19 protein-coding genes are annotated in these 21,833 nt (G+C 60.4%); 14 read left to right on the top strand and 5 right to left on the bottom strand.

Annotated features, from left to right (window positions below):
• The first annotated feature begins 16 nt into the window (after positions 1-16).
• Positions 17-2,881 carry an excinuclease ABC subunit UvrA gene (gene uvrA / locus INR99_RS11160; protein ID WP_194116430.1) on the top strand — a complete coding sequence of 955 codons (2,865 nt, stop codon included), beginning with the start codon at positions 17-19 and terminating at the stop codon, positions 2,879-2,881.
• Between the two features lie 15 nt (positions 2,882-2,896).
• Here the strand turns inward: uvrA and INR99_RS11155 are convergent, their stop codons facing one another.
• The 3 genes from INR99_RS11155 to INR99_RS11145 are packed head-to-tail and all read right to left on the bottom strand — an operon-like array spanning position 2,897 to position 7,230.
• Positions 2,897-4,984, bottom strand: a complete 2,088-nt coding sequence (locus tag INR99_RS11155) for a type IV pilus assembly protein FimV (RefSeq protein ID WP_194116429.1) — start codon at positions 4,982-4,984, stop codon at positions 2,897-2,899.
• A gap of 53 nt (positions 4,985-5,037) precedes the next feature.
• On the bottom strand, positions 5,038-6,177 hold the full coding sequence (locus INR99_RS11150) for a PilT/PilU family type 4a pilus ATPase (protein WP_194116428.1): 1,140 nt from the start codon (positions 6,175-6,177) through the stop codon (positions 5,038-5,040).
• A gap of 9 nt (positions 6,178-6,186) precedes the next feature.
• Positions 6,187-7,230 carry a type IV pilus twitching motility protein PilT gene (locus tag INR99_RS11145; protein ID WP_194116427.1) on the bottom strand — a complete coding sequence of 348 codons (1,044 nt, stop codon included), beginning with the start codon at positions 7,228-7,230 and terminating at the stop codon, positions 6,187-6,189.
• 80 nt (positions 7,231-7,310) lie between these two features.
• Here INR99_RS11145 and INR99_RS11140 point away from each other — a divergent pair, with 80 nt between their 5' ends.
• The 4 genes from INR99_RS11140 to INR99_RS11125 are packed head-to-tail and all read left to right on the top strand — an operon-like array spanning position 7,311 to position 9,731.
• Entirely contained in the window at positions 7,311-8,009 is a 699-nt protein-coding gene (locus INR99_RS11140) for a YggS family pyridoxal phosphate-dependent enzyme (protein ID WP_194116426.1), read from the top strand.
• 7 nt (positions 8,010-8,016) lie between these two features.
• Positions 8,017-8,835, top strand: coding sequence for a pyrroline-5-carboxylate reductase (gene proC / locus INR99_RS11135; RefSeq protein ID WP_194116425.1), 819 nt, complete (start codon positions 8,017-8,019; stop codon positions 8,833-8,835).
• A gap of 6 nt (positions 8,836-8,841) precedes the next feature.
• Positions 8,842-9,438, top strand: a complete 597-nt coding sequence (locus tag INR99_RS11130) for a YggT family protein (protein ID WP_228098248.1) — start codon at positions 8,842-8,844, stop codon at positions 9,436-9,438.
• A gap of 44 nt (positions 9,439-9,482) precedes the next feature.
• Positions 9,483-9,731, top strand: a complete 249-nt coding sequence (locus INR99_RS11125) for a DUF167 domain-containing protein (protein WP_265588335.1) — start codon at positions 9,483-9,485, stop codon at positions 9,729-9,731.
• Between the two features lie 7 nt (positions 9,732-9,738).
• On the opposite strand, the gene INR99_RS11120 is transcribed toward INR99_RS11125, so the two are convergent.
• Positions 9,739-10,158 (bottom strand): FxsA family protein, encoded by a 420-nt coding sequence (locus tag INR99_RS11120; RefSeq protein ID WP_194116423.1) that lies wholly within the window; start codon positions 10,156-10,158, stop codon positions 9,739-9,741.
• On the opposite strand from INR99_RS11120, the gene cutA reads away from it, so the two are divergent.
• Genes cutA through INR99_RS11105 form a run of 3 tightly spaced genes read left to right on the top strand, consistent with a single transcriptional unit; the run spans position 10,157 to position 12,512 of the window.
• A complete protein-coding gene (gene cutA / locus INR99_RS11115) occupies positions 10,157-10,483 on the top strand; it encodes a divalent-cation tolerance protein CutA (RefSeq protein WP_194116422.1) in 327 nt (108 codons plus the stop codon). The genes INR99_RS11120 and cutA overlap by 2 nt on opposite strands.
• On the top strand, positions 10,471-12,027 hold the full coding sequence (dsbD, locus tag INR99_RS11110) for a protein-disulfide reductase DsbD (protein ID WP_194116421.1): 1,557 nt from the start codon (positions 10,471-10,473) through the stop codon (positions 12,025-12,027). The genes cutA and dsbD overlap by 13 nt, the downstream gene beginning before the upstream one ends.
• Positions 12,024-12,512: a TlpA family protein disulfide reductase gene (locus tag INR99_RS11105; protein ID WP_194116420.1), complete on the top strand. Its 489-nt coding sequence runs from the start codon at positions 12,024-12,026 to the stop codon at positions 12,510-12,512. Before dsbD ends, INR99_RS11105 begins: the two co-directional genes overlap by 4 nt.
• 47 nt (positions 12,513-12,559) lie before the next feature.
• Here the strand turns inward: INR99_RS11105 and INR99_RS11100 are convergent, their stop codons facing one another.
• Positions 12,560-12,865, bottom strand: coding sequence for an ArsR/SmtB family transcription factor (locus INR99_RS11100; protein ID WP_194116419.1), 306 nt, complete (start codon positions 12,863-12,865; stop codon positions 12,560-12,562).
• Between the two features lie 216 nt (positions 12,866-13,081).
• Here INR99_RS11100 and gpmI point away from each other — a divergent pair, with 216 nt between their 5' ends.
• From gpmI to INR99_RS11070, 6 genes are all read left to right on the top strand, one after another.
• Positions 13,082-14,614 (top strand): 2,3-bisphosphoglycerate-independent phosphoglycerate mutase, encoded by a 1,533-nt coding sequence (gpmI, locus tag INR99_RS11095; protein WP_194116418.1) that lies wholly within the window; start codon positions 13,082-13,084, stop codon positions 14,612-14,614.
• 3 nt (positions 14,615-14,617) lie between these two features.
• The gene (locus INR99_RS11090; protein ID WP_194116417.1) at positions 14,618-15,916 is read left to right on the top strand and encodes a peptidoglycan DD-metalloendopeptidase family protein; all 1,299 of its coding nucleotides are present in this window, start codon (positions 14,618-14,620) and stop codon (positions 15,914-15,916) included.
• Positions 15,917-15,933: 17 nt separating this feature from the next.
• Positions 15,934-17,421: a S41 family peptidase gene (locus INR99_RS11085; protein ID WP_194116416.1), complete on the top strand. Its 1,488-nt coding sequence runs from the start codon at positions 15,934-15,936 to the stop codon at positions 17,419-17,421.
• A 165-nt stretch (positions 17,422-17,586) separates the two neighbouring features.
• Complete coding sequence (locus INR99_RS11080) at positions 17,587-17,985, top strand: hypothetical protein (RefSeq protein ID WP_194116415.1); 399 nt, start codon at positions 17,587-17,589, stop codon at positions 17,983-17,985.
• A gap of 203 nt (positions 17,986-18,188) precedes the next feature.
• Complete coding sequence (aas, locus tag INR99_RS11075) at positions 18,189-20,321, top strand: bifunctional acyl-ACP--phospholipid O-acyltransferase/long-chain-fatty-acid--ACP ligase (protein WP_194116414.1); 2,133 nt, start codon at positions 18,189-18,191, stop codon at positions 20,319-20,321.
• Between the two features lie 75 nt (positions 20,322-20,396).
• Positions 20,397-21,716 carry a sodium-dependent transporter gene (locus tag INR99_RS11070; protein WP_194116413.1) on the top strand — a complete coding sequence of 440 codons (1,320 nt, stop codon included), beginning with the start codon at positions 20,397-20,399 and terminating at the stop codon, positions 21,714-21,716.
• Positions 21,717-21,833 lie beyond the last annotated feature (117 nt).

The raw sequence follows: 21,833 nt of genomic DNA, 5'->3' as shown, positions 1-21,833 counted from the left end.
CCGGAATTGCTTTGCCATGTACCGTCCTGCTTCTGCCTGCCCGAGCGACCAGCCGCTGATCCGCATCCGCGGAGCACGCACGCACAACCTGAAAAACGTGAATCTCGACATTCCGCGCGGCAAGCTGGTGGTGATTACCGGGCTATCAGGCTCTGGCAAATCGTCGCTGGCCTTCGACACCCTGTACGCCGAAGGCCAGCGCCGCTATGTCGAATCACTTTCCGCGTATGCACGGCAATTTCTGCAGCTGATGGAAAAGCCTGATGTGGACCTGATCGAAGGCCTGTCGCCGGCCATTTCCATCGAGCAAAAAGCCACCAGCCACAACCCGCGCTCGACCGTCGGGACCGTCACCGAAATCCACGACTACCTGCGACTGCTGTTTGCCCGCGTTGGCACCCCCTATTGCCCCGATCACAATCAGCCACTGGCATCACAAACCGTTAGCCAGATGGTCGATCATGCACTGGCCCTGCCGGATGACACCAAGCTGATGATTCTGGCACCAGTGATTGTGGGCAAGAAAGGCGAGAATCTCGACCTGTTCGACGAGCTGCGCGCACAGGGCTTCGTGCGGGTGCGCATCGATGGCGAAGTTCACGAGCTGGATGCGGTCCCCAAACTCGACAAAAACAAGAAACACAGCATCGATGTGGTCATTGATCGCCTGAAAGTGCGTGCAGATTTGCAGCAGCGACTGGCCGAGAGCTTCGAAACCGCCCTGCGCCATGCCGACGGCCGCGCCATTGCCGTGGAGATGGACTCGGGCAAGGAGCACTGGTTCTCGGCCAAATTCGCCTGTCCGGTGTGCAGCTACAGCCTGCCTGAGCTGGAGCCACGCCTGTTTTCCTTCAATAACCCGATGGGGGCCTGCCCGAAGTGTGACGGGCTGGGACAGATCACCTTTTTCGACCCCAAGCGGGTCGTCGCGCACCCGGAACTGAGCCTGGCTGCTGGTGCAGTCAAGGGCTGGGACAAACGCAACCAGTTTTACTTCCAGCTGCTGCTGAATCTGGCCGAGCATTACGGCTTTGACATCAACACGGCCTGGTGCGAGCTGCCGGAACATATCCGGCAAGTCGTGCTGTATGGCTCGGGTCGCGACGAAATCCGCTTCGTCTACCTCAACGAGCGCGGCAGCCGCTTCGAGCGGCTGCACACCTTTGAAGGCATCATCCACAATCTGGAGCGCCGCTACCGCGAAACTGATTCGGCGACGGTGCGCGAGGAGCTGGCGAAATACCAGAACAACTCATCCTGCCCGAGTTGCGAAGGATCGCGCCTGCGCCGCGAGGCACGCCATGTCCGGGTGGGCGAAGAAACCCTGCACGGTATCAACGTACAGTCCTTGAAAAATGCCGCTTTGTTCTTTGATACCCTGCAACTGGAAGGGGCGAAAGCACAGATTGCCGAGAAGATCATCAAGGAAATCCGTGAACGGCTGGGCTTTCTCGTCAATGTCGGACTCGACTATCTGAGCCTTGAGCGTAGTGCAGACACCTTGTCCGGCGGCGAGGCGCAGCGCATTCGCCTGGCCAGCCAGATCGGCTCGGGACTGACCGGCGTGATGTATGTACTGGATGAACCCTCCATCGGACTGCACCAGCGCGACAATGACCGGCTGCTGGCCACACTGATGCGCCTGCGCGATCTCGACAACAGCGTGATCGTGGTCGAGCACGATGAAGATGCCATCCGTGCTGCCGATTTCCTTGTCGATATCGGCCCCGGCGCCGGCGTGCACGGCGGCGAAGTGATTGCCGCCGGCCATCCGGACGACATCATGGCCGAACCCCGCTCGATTACCGGACAGTACCTCAGTGGCGCTCGCCGGATCCACACCCCCGCCGAACGGCGAGCGCCCAACCCCGAGAAATGGCTCAAACTGGAAGGCGCCTCGGGCAACAATCTGAAGGATGTGGATCTGTTGCTGCCGGTTGGCCTGCTGGTCTGCGTGACCGGGGTATCCGGATCCGGCAAATCGACGCTGATCAACGATACGCTGCACAACATCGCTGCCCGCGAACTCAATGGCGCCTCCTGCGAACCGGCGCCCTACCGCGACATTCACGGGCTGGAGCATTTTGACAAGGTAATCAACGTCGACCAGTCACCAATCGGCCGCACTCCCCGCTCAAATCCCGCGACCTACACCGGCCTGTTCACCCCCATCCGCGAACTGTTTGCTGGCGTACCCGCCAGCCGGGAGCGCGGCTATGGGCCGGGCCGCTTCTCGTTCAACGTGAAAGGCGGGCGCTGCGAAGCATGCCAGGGAGATGGCGTGCTGAAGGTGGAAATGCACTTTCTGCCGGACGTCTACGTTCCCTGCGACGTCTGCCACGGCAAACGCTACAACCGCGAAACACTGGAAGTGCACTACAAGGGCAAGAACATCACCGAAGTACTGGACATGACGGTCGAAGTGGCGCTGGAATTCTTCGGCGCCGTGCCCAGTGTGGCACGCAAGCTGCAAACGCTGATGGATGTGGGGCTGGGCTACATCAAGCTGGGCCAGAGCGCAACCACGCTCTCGGGTGGCGAAGCGCAACGGGTCAAGCTGGCGCTGGAGCTATCCAAACGCGACACCGGCCGCACCCTGTACATTCTCGACGAGCCGACCACCGGGTTACACTTCCACGACATCGACCTACTGCTTTCGGTGATCCAACGCCTAACCGCTCATGGCAATACCGTGGTGGTGATCGAGCACAATCTGGACGTGATCAAAACAGCGGACTGGATCATCGACCTCGGCCCGGAAGGAGGCGCCGGTGGCGGACAGATCATTGCCTGCGGCACACCGGAACAGGTGGCGCGCAAACCAAGCAGCCACACAGGACATTATCTTGCCAAGGTACTGGAAACACAGCCAGTCACCTGAAAAGCACTTACTTGATCAGAGGCGGCCGGGCGGCAGATGGGGGGCAATCAGATCAACCCATTTGGCAGCCTGGAGCTTCTGATCCAGCGACCCCTTGTAGAGCATCAGTTCCAGTTTACCCATCGCTTCATCCTGCTGACCGGCTTCAAGCATTCGGGCAATATCCTGCATTGCCGGATCATCGCTGACAAAAACCGGTAGACGGGAAACAGCCTGCGGCATCATTGGCGGCAGTTCCAGCTCGGCATCAGGAGGTGCGGTCGCAGTGAGCTCCTCGTCCAGCGAAAATTCCAGAGCGTGATCCAAATGGTGAGACTTGTCTTTACTTTCGGGATCAACTCCAACTCTCATCTCTGGGGGGGGCAACCCCGCCTGATCATGCATGAGCGAGGCAAAGAGGGCCGCATCGCCCATTGCACCGGCAGTATCGCCTGCGTTGACAGGAGGAGGATGCATGACGTTGAACTGCTGCTCATGCTGCGCATCCAGCGAACGATACAAGGGGTTTTCCGGCTCAAGATCCCGCCCGAGCTCCTGCACCTGCTGCCACAAGCTATCACTGGAGAATTGCAAACGGAAGGCAACGGCACGCTCCTGGAACGCATCTTTCATTCCTAGCTGCACATATACTCCGAAGAGTTTCATCCACAGCGCCAATGCTGCTGGATAGCTCTGGATTTCATGCAGAAGGAGATTGATGGCCTGCTGGCTCAAGCCGTGATCAAGCAGCAGCTGCGCCTCTTCCGCCACGTTTCCGGGCTGGATGACATCCATCTGTGAATCGCCAGCATCATCCCACGCACCTCCGGCACCGCGATGCACAGGAACAGCAATTTCGCTGATATCAAAACCCGTAGACGCGGCATAGTCAGGCAACTGGCTATTCATCTCCCCGCGCGCGGCTTCTCGCGGCGGCAGACGCGACATCGAGGAGGCGATGGTCGCCGTGGTAAAGACTTCTTTCGCCGCATCCGTCCTGATCTGGCGCCTGCGCCAAATCAGGAAAATGACCGGCAAGCCAAATAGCACCAACAGCGGGAGCAGTACCCAGTACCAGGCAAACCCGGCTGACGCCGCATTCGCCGCCACGGGCTGCCCAGTCGCCGCCTGTTGCTGCCGCAGATCGTTTAACTGCTTTTGCAGTTGGCTGATCTGATATTTCAATTGCAAGGTCGCTGCAGCCTGATCATCGGCATCCAGATTCAGTAAACGCTGGCGCAACTCCAGGGTCTGCTCCGGGGTCAGTTTACTGCCGGCAGGGCCGAGTACAGGGGCAGACAATTGCAGGGAATACTGGCCCGAATCAATCTTTTGCACCGGCGCATCTGCAAGCACAGGAGCGGCGCCGAGTGACAAACTTGGCCGAGCCTCCGGATCAGCCGGCACAGGGATAGGCTTGAGGGTAGGCAAGCTCATCGGGCTTGCCTGCTGTGCATCAGGAATGCGAACAGCAATCTCAGCCTCAAGCCTGGCGTTTGGTGACTGAGGCAAGTCGGGATTAAGATCGTAGAGACGCTGGATGAAGTCCTGCCGAGCTCGGCCATCGGAAGAGGTATAGCTGCGCGCGATGCTGTTGACGGTATCGCCGCTACGCGTCAACCAGGTGCCCCCGCGCGCAGGAAGCGCGCGACGCGGAGCACTTCCGTCTGCGGTACGTGCAGTGCCTCGCGCTTGCGGCAAGGCATCGGACACAACATAACTGGCATAGTCGCGCGGATCCAGCAGGACATGATATTCGCGCTGGAAATCCTGGCTTTCACTGCCAGGACAACGGTAGCGGATTGCCAGACGCAGCAGAGGATCCTGCACCGCATCCGCACCACGCACCTGCAAGATCGAAGTCGAGTCATTCAATTGCAACAGGCGCAAACTGGCTGAACCCAATACAGTCATTGGCTCGTCAGAGGAGACAACGGGCCGGACCAGCCTGAAGCAAGAAGCACTCAGCTCCTCACCTGGCGCAGTATTGATCTGGATTTGAGCCGAAAAACGATCCCCGAGCGCCGAGAGCACCCGGATATCGCCGAGCGTTGCGGAACTGGCTAGGGGACTTCCCACCCCCAAGGCAACGAGAACTGCGACTGAATTGCGCCAGCTGAACAAATTGATCTTCTTAATCTAGTTAACAGAATGCAGGACCCACAGACAAACCGGGATCAGACAATATCCAGATGCTCGAGCCCCGATCCGAGCATATCGCGATTTTTGGCATCACTTCCATGCAGTTTAATCTGCAGTCGCAGATCATTCACCGAGTCGGCATTGCGCAGGGCATCTTCATAGCTGATCTTGCCGGCTTCATGCAGATCAAACAGGGACTGGTCAAAGGTCTGCATGCCGATCTCGCGCGAACGCTTCATGATTTCCTTGATCTCGTGCACCTTGCCATCGAAGATCAGCTCGGAAATAAGCGGGGAATTCAGCATCACCTCTACTGCAGCCACCCGCCCCTTACCCGAACGATGCGGAACCAGGCGCTGGGATACAAACGCCCGCAGGTTCAAAGACAGGTCCATCAGCAACTGCGAACGGCGTTCTTCCGGGAAAAAGTTGATGATCCGGTCCAGCGCCTGATTGGACGAGTTGGCATGCAGGGTCGCCATACAGAGGTGGCCGGTTTCCGCGAAAGCAATCGCGTAGTCCATGGTCTCTCGATCGCGGATTTCACCGATCAGAATCACGTCCGGCGCCTGACGCAGCGTATTTTTCAGCGCATTCATCCAGCTATCGGTATCCACACCGACCTCGCGCTGGGTAATGATCGACTTTTTATGCTCGTGCACGTATTCGATCGGGTCTTCAATCGTAATGATGTGATCGTAGGCATTGTCGTTGCGATGCCCGATCATCGCAGCCAGCGAGGTCGACTTGCCCGAACCGGTACCACCGACAAAAATGACCAGGCCACGCTTGGTCATCGCGATATCTTCCAAGACCGGCGGCAGGCCAAGCTCTTCGAGCTTGGGAATCTCGGAATTGATGGTCCGCAGCACCATACCGACACGGCCTTGCTGCATGAAAGTATTGACCCGGAAGCGCCCCAGATTGCCGGGACTGATCGCGAAGTTGCATTCCTTGGTCGCTTCGAAATCTTCTGCCTGACGGTCATTCATGATGGAGCGCGCCAGCTCCTTGGCGTGCTGTGCGGTCAGCACCTGATTCGACACCGGCGTGACCTTGCCGTCAATTTTCATCGCGGGAGGAAAATCCGCGGTAATGAACAGGTCAGACGCATTCTTGCTGCGCATGTGGCGCAGCAAGTCATGCATGAATTTCGCCGCTTGTTCCTTTTCCATTGCGCCACCTTACCCCTTGAAATTGTCCGGCACAGCGGCCTTGGTTCGCGCATCGGCAATCGAGACGACATTGCGCTGCACCAGTGTCTGCAAACACTGATCAAGTGTCTGCATGCCATACTGCTGGCCGGTCTGGATGGAGGAATACATCTGGGCAACCTTGTTTTCGCGGATCAGATTCCGGATCGCAGGAATGCCGATCATGATTTCATGCGCAGCAACACGCCCCGAACCGTCCTTGGTCTTGAGCAGCGTCTGGGAAATCACGGCGCGCAGCGATTCGGACAGCATCGAGCGAACCATTTCCTTTTCGGCGGCCGGAAAAACGTCAACCACCCGGTCGATGGTTTTGGCCGCAGACGAGGTATGCAGGGTCCCGAACACCAAGTGTCCGGTTTCCGCTGCGGTCAGCGCCAGCCGGATGGTCTCGAGATCACGCATTTCACCCACCAGAATCACGTCCGGATCCTCACGCAAGGCCGAGCGCAGCGCATTGGAGAACGACAGGGTGTGCGGGCCGACCTCCCGCTGATTGATCAGGCACTTTTTCGACTGATGAACGAATTCGATCGGGTCTTCGACCGTCAGAATGTGACCGTATTCGTTTTCATTCACGTAGTTGATCATCGCGGCCAGCGTCGTCGACTTCCCGGAACCGGTTGGGCCTGTTACCAGCACCAGACCGCGCGGATTCATCGCGATATCCTGGAAGACCCGCGGGCAGTTCAACTCTTCCAGGGTCAGCACCTTGGAGGGAATGGTCCGGAATACCGCACCGGCACCGCGGTTCTGCACAAAGGCATTGACCCGGAAACGCGCCAGATTCGGGATTTCGAACGAGAAGTCACACTCGAGCGTGTCTTCGTAAGTTTTGCGCTGACCGTCGTTCATGATGTCATACACCATGTCGTGCACTTCCTTGTGCTCCATCGGCGGCAGATTGATCCGGCGCACGTCACCATGAACGCGGATCATCGGCGGCAAACCGGCGGACAGGTGCAAGTCGGAAGCCTTGTTCTTGACGGAAAACGCTAAGAGTTCGGAAATATCCATTTATAATCTCTTCCTCGTTGCGCCCATCTGGCGCGAAACCTGACCGGCTGACGGTCAAGCAGGATGCAGTCTGACGCATTATGACAACGATTTTTACAGCATGGCAAGGCGTGCAGAGCCGCATCGGGATTGCCGCAACGGCTTGTGCCCGCCAGCCTGATGCCATCACCTTGCTCGCAGTCAGCAAGACCTTCCCCGCCAGTGCCGTGCGTGAACTCTATGAATTCGGCCAGCGGCACTTTGGCGAAAATTACGTACAGGAGCTGCAAGAGAAAGCTGCGGCACTTTCTGACTGCCCTGATCTGGTATGGCACTTCATCGGCCCTTTGCAAAGCAATAAAACCAGGATCGTTGCCGAAACGGCAGACTGGGTGCATTCGGTTGACCGACTGAAGATCGCCGAGCGCCTCTCACAGCAGCGCCCGGAACATCTCGCCCCGCTGCAGGTCTGCCTGCAGGTGAATGTATCGGGCGAACAGAGCAAATCGGGGGTCCGCCCTGCAGAGGCTCCCGCACTGGCAAGGGCAATTTCCCGCTTGCCGAATCTGCAGTTACGCGGAATGATGTGCATCCCCGATCCGGACGCCGGACAAGAAGCACTATCGCAACAATTTGCCCTGCTGCGGCAGCTGCAGGAGCAGCTCCGCGCAACGGATGCTCTGCCACTGGATACCTTGTCCATGGGGATGTCCGGTGACCTGGAACTGGCCATCCGCGAAGGCTCAACCATGGTTCGTATTGGAACCGCGATTTTTGGCGCTCGCACCGCCAAGGGATAAGAAAACAATGAAGCTGACATTTATCGGCGGCGGCAACATGGCCATCGCCATTCTCGGCGGCCTGATGCAGCGCGGCTACCGTGGCCAGGACGTTCTGGTCATAGAACCTGATGCTGACAAGCGCCAGCAACTGCAGCAGGACTGGCAGGTCAATGTCGCGGAACCTGGAACAGCCATCCCCGCCAGCGACATCATTGTACTGGCTGTCAAGCCGCAGCAAATGCGCGGTGTGGCTGAAGCGCTGGCCCCCCAGATCGGCAGCGCACTGGTCATCTCGATTGCGGCCGGCATCAAGCTCGAAACACTCGGCCGCTGGCTGGGCGGTCACGGCCGTCTGGTGCGCGTCATGCCCAACACCCCCGCGCTGGTGCAGGCTGGGATTTCGGGCGCGCTGGCCAGCGCCGGCGCCACGGATGCTGACCGCCGGCAGGCCGAAGCGATTCTGGCGGCAATCGGTGACGTAGTCTGGGTCGACAAAGAAAGTGAACTAGACGGCATCACCGCCATCTCCGGCAGTGGTCCGGCCTATGTCTTCTATTTCATCGAAGCACTGCAGGCAGCAGCACGCGCCCAAGGCTTCAATCAGGACACCGCCCGCAAGCTGGCATACCAGACCTTTGCCGGGGCCATCAAACTGGCAATGAATAGCAGCGACGATGCCGAAACCCTGAGACACAAGGTGACCTCCAAGGGGGGCACAACCGAACGGGCCATCAATGCACTGGAAACCAGCCAGGTTCGTGCCACCATCATTGCCGCCGCCTCCGCCGCCGCCGCACGCTCGCGCGAACTGGGTGAAGAGCTCGGGCGCGACCCGCAGGAGTAAGCCACGATGCCTCAGCTGTTGCGTGAAACGCTCTCTTTTCTGCTCCACACGCTGGGCGACTTTCTGGTCCTGCTGCTGCTGGCACGTTTCTACCTGCAGGCTGCGCGCATCCCGTTCAAGCAGCCGATCGGGCAGTTCGTACTGGCACTGACCAACTGGATTGTCCTGCCGGCGCGGCGCATCATAAAACCCATAGGGGTATATGACAGCAGCTCGCTTCTAATCGCTGCCTTGACGGCATACCTTATGCACTTCAGCCTGCTATGGCTGTCGCCGTGGCCCTATCTGTTCGCCGATGTGTTTTCGCAACTGGCACTGCTGGCAGCAGCCCTGCTCGAACTCTTCAAGATGTCGCTGTACCTGCTGTTTGCCGCAGCCGTCGGGCAGGCCATCCTGTCATGGGTTACGCCGTATCATCCGATGATGCCGGTTTTCAACGGGCTGACCGCCCCATTCCTGCGCCCGCTGCGCCGCATCATCCCACCGATCAGCGGTGTAGACATCACCCCGCTGATTCTGATCCTGCTGATCCAGCTGTTTCTCAACGTGTTTGTCGCCGATTTCGAGAAATACCTGCTCTATCAGGTTCGCCTGCCCAGCTGATGAGCACGGTTCACTGGTACCGGCTGCAGGGGGAGTGCATCACATTGCAACTACACATCCAGCCTGGCGCGAAACAGACCGCGGTCGCCGGACTGCATGGGGAGGCCCTGAAAATCCGCCTTGCCGCGCCCCCGGTTGACGGCAAGGCCAACCAGAGCCTGCTGGCCTGGCTTGCCGAGCATTTCGCAGTGCCCCTGCGTCAGGTCGAATTGCTCAGTGGAGCGGGCTCGCGCCAGAAGCGCGTTGCCATCCACGGCAGCAAGATCGCCCCGCAGACACTTCTCACCCCATAAGCAAGGCTCAGTCGCGCCGGTCTTCCAGCGACTGACGCCCATCACGCACTTCGCGGTATTCACCCTCGAGCACATCATCCGGTACGGGGCGCTGCGGCGCAGCTGGGGTTTTCCAGCGCCAGGGCAACAAGAGCAACAGCCCCAGCACGTCCCCACCTAGCCCGGGCAGAATCAGCAGCACGGCTGCAATATAATAGCGGGCGAGTGCAAACAGGGTACCCGGCCCGACCTGACCGCTGCGCAGATCTTTCATCAACGTCAGCGCAAAAGCCAGACGATACTGGCGGATCATGGTGACGCCCAGTACGAACGAGCCGACAATACCGGTCAGCACCCAGCCCCAGCCAATGGCATCAACAGCCGCCGACATCAGGGCGATTTCGGCCACCGGATAAATAATCAACAGAAAAAGGATCAGATACGGCATGCATTCCCCTGAAACAGTCTGGCTGGTGCTGTGCAATTGTCCCGATGAAACGCTAGCGAAGCAACTGGCGCAAACGGTAATTTCTGAACATCTCGCCGCCTGCGTGAACCTGTTGCCCGCATGCGAGTCCATCTACCGCTGGCAGGATGCCATTGAAAGCAGCCGGGAAATACCGCTCCTGATCAAAACCACTGCGGCGCGCTACCCGGAGCTGCAAGCCCGCCTGCACGAACTGCACCCTTACGAAGTGCCCGAAATCATTGCCATCCCCCTGAGTGCGGGCCTACCCGCTTATCTGGACTGGGTTCATACATGCAAACCCTGATTCTATTCTGCCGCAGCGCGCTGCTGATGCTGCTGCTCGCTGCCGGCGCGTACGCCAGCACGAGCGGCAGCAACCTGCTTCCACCCGAAGAAGCCTTCATTCCCAGCGCCCGGCTTATCGATGCCCGGCACATCACCGTGCAATGGCAGATAGCGGACGGGTATTACCTGTATCGCGACCGCATCAGCATCCAGCACAATGGCCAAACCCTTGCTGCCGAGTTTCCGCCCGGCAAGGTCAAGGACGACCCCTACTTTGGCCGCACCACCACCTACAGTCATCAGCTGGCACTGACGGCCAGCAGCCCTGCCAGCCTGACACCGCAAGACCGGATCACGGTGAATTTCCAGGGCTGCGCCGATGCCGGAGTCTGCTACCCGCCGCAAAGCGCCACCCTGACACTGGATGGCAGCGATGGCAGCAAACTCGGCCGACTGCTGGGGGCACGCCCAGCGGGCAGCGCCACCGAGAGCACGTTTGTCCGTGACGAACTCTGGCTCACACTGGGGCTATTTTTCCTCGCAGGACTCGGGCTATCGCTGACCGCCTGCCTCTACCCGCTCATCCCCATCATTTCTGCCATCATTCTCGGTCAACAGGGTATATCCCGCTGGCGCGCCACAGCACTGACATTCAGCTACATACAGGGCATGGCATTGAGCTACACAGCCGCCGGCCTGCTGGCCGCCGCCAGTGGCACGCTTCTGGTCGTGGCCTTCCAGCAGCCGTGGGTCATTGCCGTGTTCGCCGGCTTCTTTGTCGTGATGGCGCTGGCGATGTTCGGCGCCTTCGAACTGCAGCTGCCTTCCAGCCTGCAATCGCGCATTCAGTCGCTCAGCCAGCGCCTTCCGGGAGGACACTTCGGTTCGGTATTTCTGATGGGGGTACTCTCGGCGCTACTGGTCGGTCCCTGCATGGCGCCACCACTGGCAGCGGCCCTCGCCTACATCGGGCAGAGCGGGAACCTGTTGCAAGGGGGGCTGAGCCTGTACAGCCTCGCTCTGGGCATGGGCGCGCCGCTGCTGCTGATCGGCTTTTTTGGCGGCACTATCCTGCCACGCCTGTCCGGCCGCATGATGAACGGCATCCGCAAAGTCTTTGGCGTGATTCTGCTGGGCGTGGCGCTCTGGGTATCGCAACCCCTCTGGCTGCGCTATCTGCCCGCACCGCACAGCACGGCCAGCGCCGGGCGCTTTGTCACCGTCACGACACCACAGCAGCTCGACAGCGAAATCGCAGCCTCCAAGGGCCAGCCACTTCTGATCGATTTCTATGCCGACTGGTGCATCAGCTGCATCGAGATGGAGCGCAACACCTTCCCCGACCCGCAAGTTCAACAGGCCCTGCAGCCCTACCGACTGCTGCGGGTGGACGTTACCGGCAACGATGCCGCTGCACGCGAGCTGCTGCAGCGCTATGGCCTGTTCGGGCCTCCGGCGATCCTATTCATCACGCGGGATGGTCAGCAACAGGACAAGCGCCTGATCGGCTTTCTGCCACCCGACGGGTTTATCGCCGCCCTGCCCGGAACTCCCGAGCCATGAAACATGCACTGATCCCCGTGCTGGCAACCATCCTGCTGGCGGCCTGCAGCCGCACGCAGGATCCGCTGGCGGAATTGCAGCAGGCGGGCGCCAGAACCCTGTCTGGACAGCCATTGGCGCGCCAGCTCCCGGCACGCCCGCTGCTTGTTAACTACTGGGCCAGCTGGTGCGCCCCGTGTCGCGAGGAAATCCCAGCACTCAACCGCTTGCATCAGCGCTATGGCCAGCAGATCCAGTTCGTCGGGGTTGCACTGGATCAGCCCGCCGCCATCCGCACTTTCATGCAACGGATTCCGCTGAACTACCCGGTAATCACAGGGGATAGCCTTGAAATCGGCAAAATCATGCATTCCCAGGGGAATACAAGCAAAGGTATACCCTACACGGCATTGTATGACGGCGAGGGCCGACTCCTGTTCAGCCAGCAGGGGCCGGTCAGCGCTGCAGCGCTGGCACCGGAGCTGGACAAGGCGCTCGGGAAATAAGGGCAGCAAAACTCGGGCCATGCGGCGCAAGCGCCTGGCCGATAAATCTAGAAGCCGCAGAAGACGTCGCGCAGCATGCCGATCACTTCCAGCGTACGCAGATCACCAACACGGTAGTAGACACGATTGGCGTCCTTGCGGGTGCGCAGTACGCCCTTCTCGCGCATCAGCGCCAGATGCTGGGAGATATTGGACTGGGTGGTGCCAACCTGTTCGACAATATCCTGCACACTGACTTCCTTGTCGCCCAGCACGCAGACGATTTTCAGGCGCAGCGGGTGCGACATGGCCTTCATGGCGCGGGAGGTCTGTTCGATGAGCGCATCGTCCTGGATATCAATCAGCGAGTTCATGGTGTTTATCTTTCTAATTTGTCCATCAGGCTGCACGGGCAGAGCCAGTCACCGCCGAATTCAGGTCTGAGCCAGATCAGCAATACTGCGCAAACCGCATTGTCAATCCGGACAATGCGCTAGAATACTACCCGTGTTTGAAATCGGCTCGCAACCTTACGGCGCCAGCGGCGCGACCGGTTGTCAGTTATTTGCCCCAACTTCGGATAAAAATCAATGGCCCAGCAAGTTACTCCCGTTCTGCTTCTGATTCTTGACGGCTTCGGTTACCGCACCGGCGGCGACGACAACGCGATTCTGCTCGCCCGCAAGCACCATTTCGACCGCCTGTTCAGCCAGTACCCGCTCACCACCATCAACGCCTCCGAGCAGCATGTCGGCCTGCCGGCAGGCCAGTTCGGCAACTCCGAAGTGGGCCACCTGAACATTGGCGCCGGCCGGATCGTACAGCAGGACATCAGCCGCATCGACTGCGATGTCGCCGACAAGACCCTGGGGCAGAACGCGGTCCTGAAGGCCGCGGTTGACACCGTACTGGCCAACGGCAAGGCACTCCACATCATGGGCCTGATGTCAGACGGCGGCGTCCACAGCCACGAAAACCACATCCACGGCATGATCGAAGCCGCCGCCGCCGCCGGCGTGAAGAACATCATCGTGCACGCCTTCCTGGACGGCCGCGACACCCCGCCGCGCAGTGCCGAACTCTATCTGAACCGCCTGCAGGCAGTTTGTGATGCCAATAACGCCAAGATCGCCGGCATCGTTGGCCGCTACTGGGTGATGGATCGCGACAAGCGCTGGGAGCGCGTCGAACCGGCCTACCGCCTGATTGTCGACGGCGTTGGCCTGTATAGCGCCGCCACGGCAATTGACGGCCTGAAGGCCGCCTACGAGCGTGACGAAAACGACGAGTTCGTTTCCGCTACCGTTGTGGGTGAACCGGTGCGCATGGAAGACGGCGATGCCGTAATCTTCATGAACTTCCGCGCCGACCGCGCCCGCCAGATCACCACAGCACTGACCGATGCCAGCTTCAGCGATTTCGAGCATGCCCAGCGCCGCGTGGCCTTCAGCTACTTCTGTACTGCCACCGATTACGGCTCGGCCTACAACCATCCGGTGGCCTACACCAAGGCCAAGGTGAAGAACAGCATCGGCGAATACCTCGGCAATCTGGGCCTCAAGCAGATGCGTATTGCCGAAACCGAAAAGTACCCGCACGTGACCTACTTCTTCTCCGGTGGCGAAGAAAAGGAATTCCCGGGCGAAGACCGTGTACTGGTGCCCAGTCCCAAGGTCGCCACCTATGACCTGCAGCCGGAAATGTCCGCCAACGAAGTAGCCGACAAGCTGATCGAAGCGATCCAGAGCAAGCAGTACGACGCCATCTTCTGCAATTTCGCCAATGGCGACATGGTTGGCCACACCGGCATCCTGCCGGCGGCCATCAAGGCTGTCGAAACGCTGGACTCCTGCGTCGGCCGCGTCGTGGATGCCATGCTGGCCGCCGGTGGTGAAGTGCTGATTACCGCTGACCACGGCAACTGCGAAATGATGTACGACCCGAGCTCTGGCCAGGCACACACCCAGCACACCACCGATCTGGTGCCGTTCTGCTACGTCGGCCGCCCTGCCCGCCTGGCTCCGGGCGGCGCATTGAAGGACATCGCCCCGTCGCTGCTGGCCATGATGGGCCTGCCCCAACCTGAAGAAATGAACGGCCGTTCGCTGATTCACTTCCTGTAAGACGTGCGCCTGCATTTTCTCGCACTCTCCTGCACCGCCGCGCTGCTTGGCAGCCCGGCGGTGTTTGCCGTTACCAAGCAGGAAACGGCAGCCCGACAGGACGAGCTGAAAGACCTGCGCGGCCAGATGACACAAATCCGCAAGGAACTGGCCAGCACGGAAGCCAATCGTGCCGAAGCAGCCGATGCGCTCAAGGAATCCGAAAGCGCCATTTCCGAAGCCAACCGTGTGCTGGGCAATCTGGCCAGCGAGCGCCAGCTGAGCGAACAGGAGCTGGCCCGCCTCAATAGCGACATCAGCCGCACCCGTCAAAGCATCGACCGCAGCCGGCAGCGGCTGGCCGAGCTGCTGCGCACCCGCTACAAGGCCGGGAATGTCGAAGCATGGCGCCTGCTGCTCGACCAGCAGGACCCCAACCAGGTCAGCCGCAATCTCGGCTACCTGCGCTACCTCTCCCTGGCACAGCAGCAACTGGCAGAGCGTCTGGCACAACAGCTCGACGAACTCAACGCGCTGGCAGAAGAAATCCGCCTGCGCAACGAAGCTCTGCAGCAACTGGCCCGTGAACAAGCCCTCCAGAAAACCTCGCTACTGGAGCAGCAAGCCCGCAAGCAGGCATTGCTGCGCCAGCTTTCGCAGCGCATCGACAGCCAGCGCAACCAGCTGGAGAAACTGCAGGCCGATGAAAAGCGCCTGACCGCACTGGTTGACCGGCTCAATGCACTGCTCAAAAAGCAGGAAGCCGACCGGGTTCGTGAAGCGGCCCGCCGGAAAGCGGAAGCAGAAAAACGTGCCCGCGAGCAGGCGCTGGCGGAGCAGAAAGCCCGCCAGAGCGGCAAACCGGTACCGCCACGCCCCGCCGTGCAGCCGCAGCAAGTCGACGAACTCCCCGACAGCAGCCAGGCCGCCGCCCGCTTTGCGGCCCTCAAGGGCAAACTACGTCTGCCGGCCAAGGGCAGCATCACCGGGCGCTTTGGCAGCAGCCGCGGCGAAGGTGGCAGCTGGAAAGGCGTGTTCATCCAGACCGCGGGGGGTGTGCCGGTCCACGCCGTGGCCACCGGCCGGGTCGTGTTTGCCGAATGGCTGCGCGGCTTTGGCAACCTGATCATCGTCGACCATGGTGGCGGCTACATGAGCCTGTATGGTGCCAATGAAAGCCTGCTCAAGCAGGTGGGTGACCCTGTCAGCGCCGGCGATGCCATCGCCACCAGCGGCAATAGCGGTGGAATGGGCGAAACGGGTGTATATTTCGAAATCAGACAAAATGGCCGGCCATTAGACCCGATGAGCTGGGCTGGTTGATCCCTCAGGAAAAACAGATGCCATCTAGCACTACCCCTGCTTCCCGCAACCGCTTCGGCAAGATTGCCCTGCTGCTGGCCGGCGCCGGCTTGGGCACGGTACTGAGCCTGTCCTTCACCGCGATTGCGGACAAGGAAACCGGCACTTCGCTGCCCGTCGACGAACTGCGCGCCTTCTCCACGGTATTCGGCCTGATCAAGCAAAGCTATGTCGAACCGGTCGAAGACAAGAAGCTGATCAACGAAGCGATCAAGGGTATGGTCTCCGGGCTTGACCCCCACTCCAGCTATCTCGACGCCGAAGCCTTCAAGGATCTGCAGGAAAGCACGCAGGGTGAGTTCGGCGGCCTCGGCCTGGAAGTGAACATGGAAGACGGTCTGGTCCGCGTGGTCAGCCCGATCGAAGACACGCCGGCTTTCCGTGCCGGTGTGAAAGCGGGCGACTACATCGTCAAGATCGACGACACCCAGGTACAGGGCCTGGCACTGAATGAAGCCGTGAGCAAGATGCGCGGCAAGCCGGGTACCCAGGTCACCCTGACCGTGATGCGCAAGGGCGAAAGCAAACCGCTGACCTTCACCCTCAAGCGCGCCATCATCAAGGTGGTTTCGGTGAAGTCCAAGCTGGCCGAGCCGGGAATCGGCTACGTGCGGGTGACCCAATTCCAGGAACACACCACCAAGATGCTCGGTGAAGCACTGAGCAATCTGTACAAGGAAAACAAGGCTCCGCTGAAAGGGCTGGTGCTGGATCTGCGCAACGACCCGGGCGGCCTGCTCAATGGCGCAGTTGGCGTCTCCGCGGCCTTCCTGCCCAAGGATGCCCTAGTGGTCTACACCGACGGCCGCACCCCGGACGCCAAAATGAAGCTCTACGCCAGCAAGGATTACTACAGCCGCGGCGGCAAGGATGAGCTGGCCGGTCTGCCGCCAGAGCTGAAATCGGTACCGCTGGTCGTACTGATCAACGGCGGTTCGGCTTCGGCATCGGAAATCGTCGCTGGCGCACTGCAGGATCACAAGCGCGCCCTAATTGTCGGCACGCAATCCTTTGGCAAGGGCTCGGTACAGACCATCCTGCCGATCGACAGCAAGACCGCGTTGAAGCTGACCACCGCCAAGTACTTCACGCCGGCAGGCCGCTCGATTCAGGCCAAGGGGATCACACCGGACATCGAGGTCAAGGAAGCCACGCTGAACAGCAAGGGTGATGACGCCGCAGGCTGGCGCCTGACCGAGGCCGACCTCGCGGGCCATCTGGACAACCCGACCGACAGTGAAGCCGGCAAGAAAAATGGCAGCAAACCGGCCGCCACGGCAACTCCGGCACCAGCGCCAGCAAAACAGCCGCGACTGAAGGCCAGCGAAACCAGCGAAGATGACTTCATTGCCACCCGCGAGCTGGCCTCGAAGAACGACTACCAGCTGCAACAGGCCATCAGCGTACTGAAGGTGCAACAACTGCTCATGCAGAAGGCCGCTTCGGCTCCCGCCATCAAAAAATGATCTCTGCCATCAGGCAGCAAACAACGCCCCTTCGGGGGCGTTGTGCTTTGCGGCGACAGCTTATCGGCAAAAACGATAAGGCTTATTGCATTGCAGCGTGCTTTTTCCGGTGGCAAAGCCTACATTGAGTCAGAGGCCGCAAGGGGCTGCGACCAAGGAGGCATCATGAAACCGTCTGGCGAACTGCTCAAGCAGCGCGAAATCGTGTTCTATCACCTGCCCACCGATCAGGCCGTTCAGGCCGCCCGCTATCTAGGGCGACTGCCGGGCGTGATCGCTCAGGCTCATCCGGAAAAACACAGCATCACCGTCAGCTACCAGATTACCGAGCACACACTGGAGAGTCTGGAAAATGGCCTGCTGGCTGCCGGCTTCCATCTGGACGGCAGCATCATGCAGAAGATCAGGCGGGCACTCGCGCACTACTGCGAGGATGTACAGCGCGACAACCTCGACATCCCCGAGCACAACATCAAAACCCGTGATGTTTACGTCAAGGTCTGGGAACACCACCCGCATGGCGACCACGATGACACGCCGGAAGAACTACGGCGCTATCTCTAGTCACATACCCATCAATGTATGCGCCTGAAATTTATTTAGGGATTAGCACTCAGAAGTATACCCAGAAAAGCTCTTCTCGCACGGCAGAATCTGCCCCGCATGGGTGCAGATTCTGACCAACAGCGCATGTCATTTCCATACCACCCTCCTTTCATGCAGACTAGAATCACTGACCGCTGTGGTCATCATTCCGGGTAACGCCCATGTTCAAGTTCGTTCTGCGTCTGCTGATGCATTTTCTGTTCCGCGTCGAAGTGCGCGGAGACCAGTCCGTGTTCGGCCCGCCCAAGACACTGATTGTCGCCAACCACGAGTCCTTTCTCGACGGCCTGCTGCTGGGGCTGTTTCTGCCGGTACGCGCCACCTTTGTCGTGCACGCGCAGGTCATGAAAAACCGCTGGTTCCGCCTGGCGCTGGCCAATGTGCCGCATCTGGTGGTTGAACCCGCCAATCCGCTGGCGATGAAGGCCGTGATCCGCCTGCTGGAAAAGGGCGAAAACGTGGTCATCTTCCCCGAAGGCCGCCTCACCGACACCGGTTCGCTGATGAAGGTCTACGACGGCGCGGCCTTCGTTGCCGCAAAAACCGGCGCACGCATCGTGCCCGTACGCATCAGCGGTGCCGCGCACAGCTATTTCGGCCGCCTCTCGGGACTCTACCCGCTGCACATGCTGCCCAAGATCAGCCTGCATGTGCTGGCCCCCACCGCGCTGCCCATGCCGGAAGGGCCGAATGCCAAGGCGCGCCGGCGCCGTGCCGGCGAAGCCATGCGCCAGTTGCTGCAAAACATGCTGGTGCAAACCCGCCCGCGCCGCACGCTGTATCAGGCATTTTGCGATGCTCGCGACAGCTTCGGACGCAAATTCCGCCTGGCCGAAGACATCAACATGGTCGAAGAGACCTATGGCAGCCTGACCACCAAGATCGCCGCGCTGGCACGCCTGACCGAGCGCCACACCAGCCCGCGTGAACATGTCGGCGTGCTGATGCCCAACGCCGTCGGTAGCGTGGCACTGGTACTGGGGCTCTCCGCCCGCGGTCGCGTACCGGCCATGCTCAACTACACAGCAGGCCGCGACGGCATTATCGCAGCATGTACGGCCGCCCAGGTCAAGACTATCCTTACCTCGCGCAGCTTCATCGCCAAGGGTAAACTCGACGACCTGATTGCCGATCTACCCGGCATCCGCGTGCAGCATCTGGAAGACCTGCGCGGTGAAATCACCCTGCTCGACAAGCTCGGCATCCTGTTTGCCCGAACCTTCCCGCGAGCCATGGGTGTGGTCGACCAGCAGCCCAACGACCCGGCGGTGATCCTGTTTACTTCCGGCTCGGAGGGCAAGCCCAAGGGCGTCGTTCACAGCCACGACAGTCTGCTGGCCAATGTGGCACAGATCCGCGCAGTCGGCGATTTCACGCCGCTGGACAAATTCATGGTGGCTCTGCCGCTGTTCCATTCCTTCGGACTGACGGCTGGGGCACTGCTGCCGGTCCTGACGGGCTGCAAGGTGTTCTTCTACCCCAACCCGCTGCACTACCGCCTGATTCCCGAGCTGATCTACGACCGCAACTGCACCGTGATGTTCGGCACCAGCACCTTCCTCGCCAACTACGCCAAATACGCACATCCCTACGACTTCGGCCGCCTGCGCTACGTCGTGGCCGGTGCGGAAAAACTCGGCGAAGAGACCCGCCGCGTCTGGATGGAGAAATTCGGCATCCGCATTCTGGAGGGCTACGGCGTAACCGAATGCGCACCGGTAATCGCAGTCAACACGCCGATGGCCTGCCATAGCGGCACCGTCGGACAGTTGCTGCCAGGGATCGAACACCGCCTGATTCCGGTACCCGGCCTTGAACAGGGCGGGCTGCTGGAAGTACGCGGCCCCAACCTGATGCTGGGCTATCTGCGCTACGAGCGTCCGGGCGTACTCGAATTCCCCGACGGCGAAAGCGGGCATGGCTGGTACAGCACCGGCGACGTGATCGATTTCGACGAAGACCGCTTCGTGCGCATCGTCGGCCGCGTCAAGCGCTTCGCCAAGATTGCCGGCGAGATGGTTTCGCTGGAAGTCTCGGAAAAGCTGGCGCTCACCGCCAGCCCCGATCACAGCCACGCCACCAGCAGTCGGCCGGATGCAAGCAAGGGCGAAGCCATCGTGCTGTTTACCACCGACCGCGAACTCAAGCGCGAGCAACTCGCCGAAGCCGCGCGCCAGACCGGCCAGACCGAGCTGGCAATCCCGCGCGAAATCCGCGTACTGGAAGCCATACCGCTGCTTGGCACCGGCAAGACCGACTACGTCACGCTGAAGAAGCTGGCCGAAACCCGCTGATCGGGGCTATCGCCAATTGGCCACTCCCTTACAGTTGGGCACACTGATCGCTGTCCAACTGTTAGCGGAGTGATCATGTCCCGTGCCAACTGGGGCTCGAAACTGGGCTTCATCCTCGCCGCAGCCGGCTCGGCTGTCGGCTTGGGCGCCATCTGGAAATTTCCCTACATCGCCGGTAAAAATGGGGGCGGAGCGTTCCTGATTGCCTATCTGGTGTGCGTTTTCACGCTGGGCGTGGGCATGCTGCTTGCCGAAATGCTCATCGGCCGGGCTGCCCGCAAATCGGCCACCACGGCCTACCGCGAGCTGAAGAACAAGGCCTGGGCCTGGGCCGGGCGACTCTCGGTGCTGTGTGTCTTCATCATCCTGTCCTATTACAGCGTGGTCGGCGGCTGGACCATCGCCTATATCCTGCGTTCGATCAGCGGGGAAGCCATTACCGCCGATACGGCCGCGCTGAAATCGGCCTTCGGCACCTTCATCGCCGACCCGCTGGACGCCATCCTCTACTGCGCAGCCTTCTTCGGCATTACCATGGCCATCGTGCTGGGCGGCGTGCAGGCCGGCATCGAGCGCATGAGCAAAATCCTGATGCCTGCGCTCTTCTTCCTGATGCTGGTGCTGATCGCGCGGGCTCTGACACTGCCTGGTGCAATGGAAGGCGTCGCCTACTTCCTCACTCCGGACTGGAGCAAGGTGGACGCGACCATGCTGCTCGACGCCATGGGGCTGGCGATCTTTTCGTTGTCCATCGGCGGCGGCATGATCATCGCCTACGGTTCCTACCTCTCGCCGGATACCAAACTGGTCGGCGCTACCGTCTGGGTTTCCGTACTCGCCACACTGGCCTGCCTGCTGGCTGGCCTGATGGTGCTGCCGGCGGTATTTGCCTTTGATGTCGATCCGGCCGCCGGCCCCGGGCTCACCTTCATCACCATGCCGGCGATTTTTGCCAAGATGCCGTTTGGCCAGCTGTTTGCCGTTGCGTTCTTCTGCCTGCTGCTGTTCGCGGCCCTGACGTCGTCGGTCTCGATTCTGGAGCCGATTGTTGCCTTCCTGATGGACGAATTCGGCTGGGAGCGCAAGCCGGCAGCAATCGCCATAACCCTTGGTGCCTTCGTGCTGTCGATCCCGGCGGCGCTGTCGTTCGGCGTGCTGGAAAAGACGCTGATTTTCGGCAAGACGCCGTTTGACCTGATGGATTACATTGCCTCCAACGTGCTGATGCCGGCCGGTGGCCTGCTGGCAGCCATCTTTGTCGGCTGGGCCATCTGGCCGCGGGTCCGCCAGGAGCTGCAGGCAGAAGGGGCTGCCGCGGTACTGCCGGCGCTCCGCATCGTATGCGGCTTTATCGCCCCGCTGGTGCTTGGCTACATCTGGATTCACGGACTGTAAAACAGCACCACAGATACTGACAGGTCACCTCCGGGTGGCCTGTTTCACATTCGGCTGTGAGAAATTCACAAGCGCCCCGAATGCGGCTTTGGCACAATGCCTGCGACATTCCCTGCA

The sequence above is a fragment of the Chitinilyticum piscinae genome, from assembly GCF_015223195.1.
Classification (GTDB): domain Bacteria; phylum Pseudomonadota; class Gammaproteobacteria; order Burkholderiales; family Chitinibacteraceae; genus Chitinilyticum; species Chitinilyticum piscinae.
The sequence above is the reverse complement of the archived record's forward strand: the minus strand, read 5'-3'. Positions and strand labels throughout refer to the sequence as shown.